General features: G+C 69.0%; 7 protein-coding genes and 1 pseudogene. 6 read left to right on the forward strand and 2 right to left on the reverse strand.

What is annotated here, in order from left to right:
• Positions 1-249, forward strand: a pseudogene (locus QZT59_RS04470) (carbohydrate ABC transporter permease); the annotation flags it as partial.
• Between the two features lie 64 nt (positions 250-313).
• Positions 314-1,447: an ABC transporter ATP-binding protein gene (locus QZT59_RS04475; RefSeq protein ID WP_290811907.1), complete on the forward strand. Its 1,134-nt coding sequence runs from the start codon at positions 314-316 to the stop codon at positions 1,445-1,447.
• A 1,160-nt stretch (positions 1,448-2,607) separates the two neighbouring features.
• Here the strand turns inward: QZT59_RS04475 and QZT59_RS04480 are convergent.
• On the reverse strand, positions 2,608-3,099 hold the full coding sequence (locus tag QZT59_RS04480) for a response regulator (protein WP_290811909.1): 492 nt from the start codon (positions 3,097-3,099) through the stop codon (positions 2,608-2,610).
• A gap of 559 nt (positions 3,100-3,658) precedes the next feature.
• Here QZT59_RS04480 and QZT59_RS04485 point away from each other — a divergent pair.
• On the forward strand, positions 3,659-4,153 hold the full coding sequence (locus QZT59_RS04485) for a universal stress protein (RefSeq protein ID WP_290811912.1): 495 nt from the start codon (positions 3,659-3,661) through the stop codon (positions 4,151-4,153).
• A gap of 378 nt (positions 4,154-4,531) precedes the next feature.
• Here QZT59_RS04485 and QZT59_RS04490 read toward each other — a convergent pair whose 3' ends face one another.
• Positions 4,532-4,663, reverse strand: a complete 132-nt coding sequence (locus QZT59_RS04490; protein WP_290811915.1) for a hypothetical protein — start codon at positions 4,661-4,663, stop codon at positions 4,532-4,534.
• A 242-nt stretch (positions 4,664-4,905) separates the two neighbouring features.
• On the opposite strand from QZT59_RS04490, the gene QZT59_RS04495 reads away from it, so the two are divergent.
• The 3 genes from QZT59_RS04495 (at position 4,906) to QZT59_RS04505 (ending at position 7,615) form a co-directional block, all read left to right on the forward strand.
• Positions 4,906-5,934, forward strand: coding sequence for a pyridoxal-phosphate dependent enzyme (locus QZT59_RS04495; protein WP_290811917.1), 1,029 nt, complete (start codon positions 4,906-4,908; stop codon positions 5,932-5,934).
• Between the two features lie 187 nt (positions 5,935-6,121).
• Positions 6,122-6,622, forward strand: a complete 501-nt coding sequence (locus QZT59_RS04500; RefSeq protein WP_290811920.1) for a hypothetical protein — start codon at positions 6,122-6,124, stop codon at positions 6,620-6,622.
• Between the two features lie 141 nt (positions 6,623-6,763).
• Positions 6,764-7,615, forward strand: coding sequence for a succinylglutamate desuccinylase/aspartoacylase family protein (locus QZT59_RS04505; RefSeq protein ID WP_290811923.1), 852 nt, complete (start codon positions 6,764-6,766; stop codon positions 7,613-7,615).
• The last annotated feature ends 66 nt before the right edge of the window (positions 7,616-7,681 follow it).

Here is a 7,681-nt window from a genome sequence, read left to right on the forward strand (position 1 = left end):
ATCATCGCCGTCGCCATCCTCGCCTTCGCGTTCGCGTGGGGCGACTACACGATGGCGCTGATCCTCATGACCGATCTGGACATGTTCGTCATCACGACGGGCATCGAGGCGAGCTTCTTCGCGGGCGGACAGGTCCACTGGGGACTGGTGCTGGCCGGCTCCGCCGTCGCGCTGATTCCCCCGCTGCTGTTCGTCTACTTCCTCCAGAAGTACTACATCCACGGCATGAGCGCCGGAGGTGCGCCGTGAGCCGAACCGATCGCGCCACGGTATCGACGTCGAGCGCGCGGACCCAGCCGGAGGTGACTCCAGTATGACGACAATCGAGATCACGAACCTGCGAAAGGAGTACAGCGTCAAAGGCGGCGTCGAGGTCGCCGTCGACGGCATCGACCTCGCGATCGAAGACGGCGAGTTCGTCTCGATCGTCGGCCCCTCGGGCTGCGGGAAGACGACCACGCTCCGGTGTCTCGCCGGACTCGAGATCCCGACGGCCGGGACGATCGCGTTCGACAGCGTGGACGTGACCGACGTTCCCGCCAACAAGCGCGGACTCGCGATGATGTTCCAGGACATCGCGCTGTACCCGCACATGACCGTCAGGGAAAACATCGCCTACCCGCTGAAGATCGACGGCGTGGATCGCGAGCAACGCCACGAGACGGCTCGCGAGGCGGCCGCGGTCATGCAGATCGAGGAACTGCTGGACAAGTATCCCGGCGACCTCTCGGGCGGCCAGCAACAGCGGACGGGCCTCGCACGGACCATCGTCCAGGATCCGCTCGCGTTTCTCATGGACGAACCGCTCTCGGACCTCGACGCCCAGCTGAAAGTCGAGATGCGCCGGGAGATCCAGCGAGTCCACAAGCGGCTGGGAAAGCCGACGATCTACGTCACCCACGACCAGGAGGAAGCGCTCACGATGTCGGACCGCGTGGTCGTGCTCAACGACGGCCGCATCGAGCAGGTCGGGACGACCGGCGAGGTCTACAACCGACCGGCCAACACCTTCGTGGCCACCTTCATCGGCAACCCGAGCATCAACTACCTCGACGGGACGGTCGCGAGCGCGAGCGAGGAGCAGGCCACCGTCTCCGTTCACGGGGCGGAATTCCGATTCCGGACGGACGGGCCGACGTCGCTCGAGGCGGGGGCGACGGTCACCGTCGGCATCCGCCCCCAACACATCTCCGTGACGAGCGACGCGACCGACGGACACCTCGCCGGACAGCTCTCGCTGTTCGAACCGGTCGACGACCGAGCCCACACGACGATCCGGGGTCCGGACGGAGAACTGCGCGCCGTGACGAGCGCGAACGCCCGGTTGCGAGAGGGCGACGACGTCGGCCTCGTCGTCGACGAGGACAACGTGCTGTTGTTCGACGACGAGACGGGCGAATTGCTCGGCCGGTCCGGGGAGACCGAGGTCGTCTCCCAACGTGGGTGATCGCGGGCCGGTCGACCGCGATCTCGGGAACCACCGCCGACCCCGGGTCCACGAAGCGCCGTCGGCCGGTTCCACGAATCGGCCTCGACCGAATCCGCGAAGTGCTGTCGGCCGGTTCCACGAAACGGCCTCGACCAGGCCCACGAAGCGCCGGCGACGTCCCGATCGTCGACGGTGAGAGCGCGACGGTTCCCGAGACGACGTCGACGAACCCGTCCGGCGAATCCGGGTCTCCGACCGAAGTAACAGGATAGAATGTATATATACGATCAGTCATATTTCGCTCCTCGTCGGTAGAAACCGGGACGACGCACACCCGCGGCGCAGGGTCCTGTCGCGGCAGCGTCGCCGGATCGGAGCCGTCGCGGTGAGCGGAAACCGCAAGCCGACGACCGAACTGCGACCGTCGAGCCGAAGTCGGTGGCTCGAAATTCGCGCTCGGTCGTCGGAGAAGGGGTCGTCCGGCCGAGGGACGCGGACGTCGAAACGGATGCGGCCCCGCCCGGCCGGGCCGCTACGGAATCGGTAGCCGCACGCGTTGCGTCCGCTATCGAGGCGAGCGGACGGTTGGTCGGCAACCTCGCGTACGTGATGTCGGGTCGGTCACCGGTCGACCGGCGAGCCGTCCGAGAGCCCGAGCCACGCTCTCGACGACTGGCCCGCTATCGTCGCGGACGCGCGTCATCGTCGGTCGCATCCGGGCACGTCGCACAAACCTGCCTCCGACCGCACGTCACCGGAGACATCGAGGCGACGGCGTATCGGAGTCGTTGCCGCGAACCGGTAGTGTTCGAATTCGTATGATATTCCACTACTATCGAGATTATTATACTTGTTCGCGGTCCGCGGACCGTCCGGTGAGTACGGTGGCGACGTCGGTCGACGTCGCGCCCGGACAGCTCGACGCGGTGGCCGGTGCAGCCCGCCGGTCCGGGCGAATCTCCGGATCGCGCCGGCGACGAACGACGACGTCCGCACGGGCGATCCCCGCGGCGACGCGTCGGGTCCGCGATCGCGTTCCGCCGCCTCGAACCGACCGAGAGGGCGACCGGCGAAACACCGGACGGCTCTCGCTGTTCGAACCGGTCGACGACCGAGCCCACACGACGATCCGGGGTCCGGACGGAGAACTGTGCGCCGTGACGTGCGCGAACGCCCGGTCACTCCGCCGTCTCTTGCCGGACGACCGCGAACCAGAACTCCTCGACCGACCGCACGAAGCGGGCGAACTCGTCCGGTTCGACGGGTTTCGCGAGGTACTCGTCGGCTTCGAAGCCGTTCTGGCGCAGAATGTCCCCCTCGGTTTCCGATCCCGTCAGGGCGACGACCGCGGTCTCTTCGTGGGCGGGGTCCTCCCGCAACGCCGTCACGACCGCTTCGCCGTCGACGTCCGGGAGCTGGGGGTCCAGGAGGACGATGTCGGGACGGGGAACGTCGACGTACTTGCCGCTCCGGTCGAGAAAGTCGAGCGCGCTCCGCCCGTCGGAGACGACGTAGATACGGTTCATGATGCTCGCCTCCTTGAACGACTCCGTGAAGAGTCGCGTGTCGCCCGGATTGGGTTCCACCAGTAGAATGTCGACCGGCGACAGGTCCTCGGCGCGTTCCAGCTCCCCGGACGCCTCCCCCGATCCCCCGTCCGTTGACGTCATGCCCCTCCGTTTTATCCGACCGCGTATAAGAAATCGGTCGGATTGCCCGAACAGTTCTGTGCTCCGGGCGACGCCGGAATCGGTTCCGGTGCACCGTCGGGGAACCGCGAACCGATCGCGCGAACTTCCTTCGCCAGCGCATCGGCTGTCGACGCCCACGAACCGACGTTCGGATCGGTCCCTACTCCGCGCTCTCGATCGATTGCTCTTCTCGACAGTAGGGGCAGCGTGACCCGTTCACGTCCTCGTTAACCATGCGCCCGCACCCCGGACACTCCCAGAGGACGTCCATTACCCGTCCGGTTCGACGGGTCGCCGTCGGATACGTGTTTCCAAAACCGACAGTTGTCGCCATCGACCACGTTCGAGGCCGTCGGAACCGCACGGCGATGGAGGCCGTCGGAACCGCACGGCGATGGAGGCCGTCGGAACCGCACGGCGATCGTAAACAGGACCCCCTCGCTCGAGACGACCGCCCGGCACCGAGCGGGGCGAAACGGTCACGCGGACCGGGGTGTGCGAAGTATTACCACGGCGGGGGCCGTGTCAACGAGTACGCATGATATCGAAGATCCTCCTCACCACCGACGGCAGCGAGGCGGCGGAGACGGCGGCGCCGTACGCCGTCGAGTTCGCGCGAGCGTTCGGCGCGGAGTTGCAGGTGATGTACGTCGTCGACACGGACGCGATGAGTTACTCGCTGGGTCCCGAGCAGGTCGATCGCATCCGAACGGGGCAGTTCCAGGAGATGACCGAACTCCACGAGCGCGCGGCGGGCGCGATCGACCGCATCCGCGAGTACGCGGCCGAGGCGGACCTGGAGATCGAGCCGGTGATCGAGGCCGGCAATCCGGTCGACGTGATCACCCGATTCGCGGCGGCGGCGGGCGTCGACGTCATCGTGATGACCTCCGCGGGCCGCGGCGGCGTGCGGCGGGCGCTGCTGGGCAGCGTCACCGAGCGCGTGGCGCGCACCACCTCGATCCCCGTCCTGGTCGTCGATCCGGATAGCGGCGATCCGGAGACGGCGGCGACCGAACGCGAGGCCGCGTGACGGCCGCGGAGGCACGGGATCCGAACCCGGAACCCGGAATCCGGACGCCGGAGCGACGGGTCGCGGCGCGCGAACCGACGACGGTCGGGTTCCCCGTGAACGCCCCCCACGCAAGGCATATGACTCCGTCCGGCGTGGCTCCGATGATGACCGACGCTCACTACAAGTGCGTGCACTGTAGCCACGAATTACACTACCGAACGACGAAACACAACGGCTGTCCGGACTGCGGATCGGTTCCGCTGCACGGCGCGGACTGAGGTGCGGACGAAGCGACTTTTTTGGCGGCCGACGGATTCGCGTACGGTCGCCGTCCTCCGAACGATCGGCCGGTCGAGCGGCGGCGGTCGCGGTACCGGGAGCCATCGATCGTGCGAGTCAGTAATCGTCCGAATACCGGAGCACGACCCCCTCGTCCGCGAGGACGTCCCACCACAGTCGCCACGCGAGGACGTAGACGGTCGACGCGACCGCCGCGAACGCCAGCAACGGCTCCACGGGCGGCGTCATCGCTCGGGGGACACCTCCGGTCGGCCGCTCGCCGGTGAAGTTTCGATCATGACGGTCGCTCCGGTTTGCTGCAGATATTTCTTGGATCGGGATCGGTTTAGACTTCAGTCTCCGCGAAACGGACAGTCGGTTCGAGGGGGTCGTCGAACGGTCGGCTCCGGATCGGGTCGACGCCGCACGCGATCGGCGAGCGTCGACTCGTCGGGGCCGGATTATAACTTGCCGGCGCGCCAGCGGGACGTATGGTCGCCCGGTACGAACCAGTCGAGTCGCCCGACGAGACGACGATCTTTCCGTATCACGATCTCACCCCGCCGACGACGGCCGACGTCTTCCGCGCCCGGTCGGTCGTCGCGGCCCACCTGCCGCGGACGCCGCTGGTCCGCTGTGAGTGGCTGTCGGCGGAGCTCGACGCCGACGTCTACCTCAAGCGCGAGGACACGCTCCCGACCGGCGCGTTCAAGGTTCGCGGGGGGATCACCCTCGTGGCGACCCTCGACGACGAGTTCCGCGATCGCGGGCTCGTCGCCGCCAGCACCGGCAACCACGGCCAGTCGATCGCCTACGCCGGCCGGGAGTTCGACGTCCCGGCCGCGATCTGCGTGCCCGAGGACGCGAATCCGGGGAAGGTTCGGGCGATGGAACGGCTGGGCGCCCGCGTCGTCCACCACGGGTCCGACTTCGACGAGGCTCGGGAACGCGCCGAGGAGCTGGCCGCCGAGGAGGGTTATCGCTACGTCCACTCGGCCAACGAACCGGCGCTCGTCGCCGGCGTCGCCACCGCGGGCCTCGAGGTCGTTGAGGACCTGCCCGACGTCGACGTCGTGTTCGCGCCGGTCGGCGGCGGGAGCGGCGCCTCGGGGTACTGCCTGACGGCGGGCGAGCTCGCCGACGCCGACGTGATCGGCGTCCAGTCCGCCGCCGCGCCGGCGATGCACCGCGCCTGGTCCGAGGGGACGCTGGCCGCACACGACCGGATGGAGACCCTCGCGGAAGGGCTGGCCACCCGGGTCCCGTTCGCGCTGACCGCCGAGCTCCTCGGCGAGAAGCTGGACGATTTCGTCCTGGTCGAGGACGACGCGCTCCGCGACGGCGTCCGGCGGACGCTCGCCGAAGCGCACGTCCTGGTGGAGGGCGCCGCCGCGAGCGGGGTGGCCGCGGCGCTGGAACGCGGGGACGAGCTCGCCGGGAAGTCCGTGGTGATTTCGGTCACGGGCCGGAACCTCGGGATGGCAAAACTCCGGTCGATACTCGGGGAGGGGCGGGGATAGCTGGGGACGAGGGCTGTGCGGTGAGGGACGGGACGGGCGAGGGCCGTGCGGCGCGGTGAGGGACGGGACTGGCGAGGGCCGAGCGGCGCGGTGAGCGGGGCGGGACGGGGTTTCGGGTCGGCCGCGCGATCGAGTCGTACGTTATCGTACCCCAAGGGCTATCGCACGGTACAGAGTGTGGGTACGCATGGCTGACGATACGCTCGCCGATCCCCGGTCCACGTCGAGCGGCGAATCGGACGGCGAGCGGCCGCCGCGCGCGATCCGAGAGGACGGCGGGCGGGACCCGGACGACCGCGGCGGGCGGGGTCCGGACGACCGCGGCGGGCGGGATCCGGACGACCGCGGGGCGCGGACCCTGGAAGCGATCTTCCGGACGATGACGAGTCGGCGTCGCCGGCACATCCTGTACGAACTCAGGGCGACAGAGGTGAGCGACGTCGAGACGCTCGCGACCGCCGCCGCCGCGGCCGAACGCGGGGTTTCTCGGGACGCCGTGACCGACGAGGAACGCGACCGGATGCGAACGCAGGTCGTCCACGCCGACGTCCCGCTGCTCGAGGAAGCCGGCTGCGTCGAATACGACGCCCGGAGCGAGACCGTCCGGTACGCGAATCCGCCGGCCGCGCTCGATCCGCTCCTGGGGATCTGCGCCGAGATCGACGGGGAAACCGAATCGTCGCGGTGAGCGGGGGCGATCGAAGACGGCGACCGGCCGGTGGCGGGACGCTGCCGAGATGCCGTCGCGGGATCGGGATCGACGCCGGCGATGCCGGGACGTGCGGGCGCATCCTTCATCAACCGCACCACGGTTACTTCCGGTAGGCACATGGAGACCGATTTCGATCCGCTCGACGTCACGATCGGCGGTCCGGGAGATCCCGACGTCGTGGTCGTCGGCGGCGTTCACGGCGACGAACGCAGCGGCGTCCGCGCGCTCCGTCGCCTGCGCGAGGCCGACCTCGACCTCCGGCGGGGCGTCGCGTTCGTCCTCGCCAATCCGGCCGCGATCGAGGCGGGCGAACGGTACCTCGACTCGGATCTCAATCGCGCGTTCCCCGGCGACCCCGACGGCGATCGCGAGGAGCGACTCGCCGCTCGACTCTGCGAGCTGGTGGACGGCCGGACGACGCTCTCGCTGCACGGGACCGACGCCGAGCCGACGCCGTTCGCGCTGATCCACAGCGCCCAGGAACGCGAGTTCGAACTCGCCTCGCGGCTGCCCGTCCCGCACGTCGTCGATCACTGGGGCGTGAACGAGGCGACGATCACGACGTGCGGGTACACCGTCGAGATCGAGCTCGCCGCCGAGAACTCCGCGGCCGAAGCCGACGCCGCCGAAGACCAGGCCCGCGCGTTCCTCAGACGGGTGGACGCGCTCCCCGGCGAGCCGCCCGACGCCGATCCGGACTACTTCCACATGAGCGAACCCATCCCGAAGCCCGACGGATCGTCCTACGAGGTTCACGCCGAGAACTTCGAACGGGTTCCCGAAGGCGGCGTCTACGCCAGCGTCGACGGCCGAGAGCTGACCGCCGACGAGCCCTTCCGGCCGATCATGCTCTCCGCGACGGGCGCGGCGGACATCTTCGGCTACAGGGGAGAGAAGATCGGCGAGTCGCTGACGGACGTGACGGAGACGTGGCTCGGCGAGGACCGAGAGCCGCGGAATTCAGGGTAGGACGGCGTCAGGGAGCCCGGACGGTACTCGCCGGCGCTCGGAAGCCCGGACGGTACTCGCCGGCGC

Origin of the sequence: Halovivax sp., from assembly GCA_007119345.1 — an archaeon.
In the GTDB taxonomy this organism is placed as follows: domain Archaea; phylum Halobacteriota; class Halobacteria; order Halobacteriales; family Natrialbaceae; genus Halovivax.

What these genes read in the sequence shown, in the direction of transcription:
- QZT59_RS04475 (WP_290811907.1), top strand. Translation starts at nt 314, where the DNA reads ATGACGACAATCGAGATCACGAACCTGCGAAAGGAGTACAGCGTCAAA.
- QZT59_RS04480 (WP_290811909.1), bottom strand. Translation starts at nt 3,099, where the DNA reads ATGACGTCAACGGACGGGGGATCGGGGGAGGCGTCCGGGGAGCTGGAA.
- QZT59_RS04485 (WP_290811912.1), top strand. Translation starts at nt 3,659, where the DNA reads ATGATATCGAAGATCCTCCTCACCACCGACGGCAGCGAGGCGGCGGAG.
- QZT59_RS04490 (WP_290811915.1), bottom strand. Translation starts at nt 4,663, where the DNA reads ATGACGCCGCCCGTGGAGCCGTTGCTGGCGTTCGCGGCGGTCGCGTCG.
- QZT59_RS04495 (WP_290811917.1), top strand. Translation starts at nt 4,906, where the DNA reads ATGGTCGCCCGGTACGAACCAGTCGAGTCGCCCGACGAGACGACGATC.
- QZT59_RS04500 (WP_290811920.1), top strand. Translation starts at nt 6,122, where the DNA reads ATGGCTGACGATACGCTCGCCGATCCCCGGTCCACGTCGAGCGGCGAA.
- QZT59_RS04505 (WP_290811923.1), top strand. Translation starts at nt 6,764, where the DNA reads ATGGAGACCGATTTCGATCCGCTCGACGTCACGATCGGCGGTCCGGGA.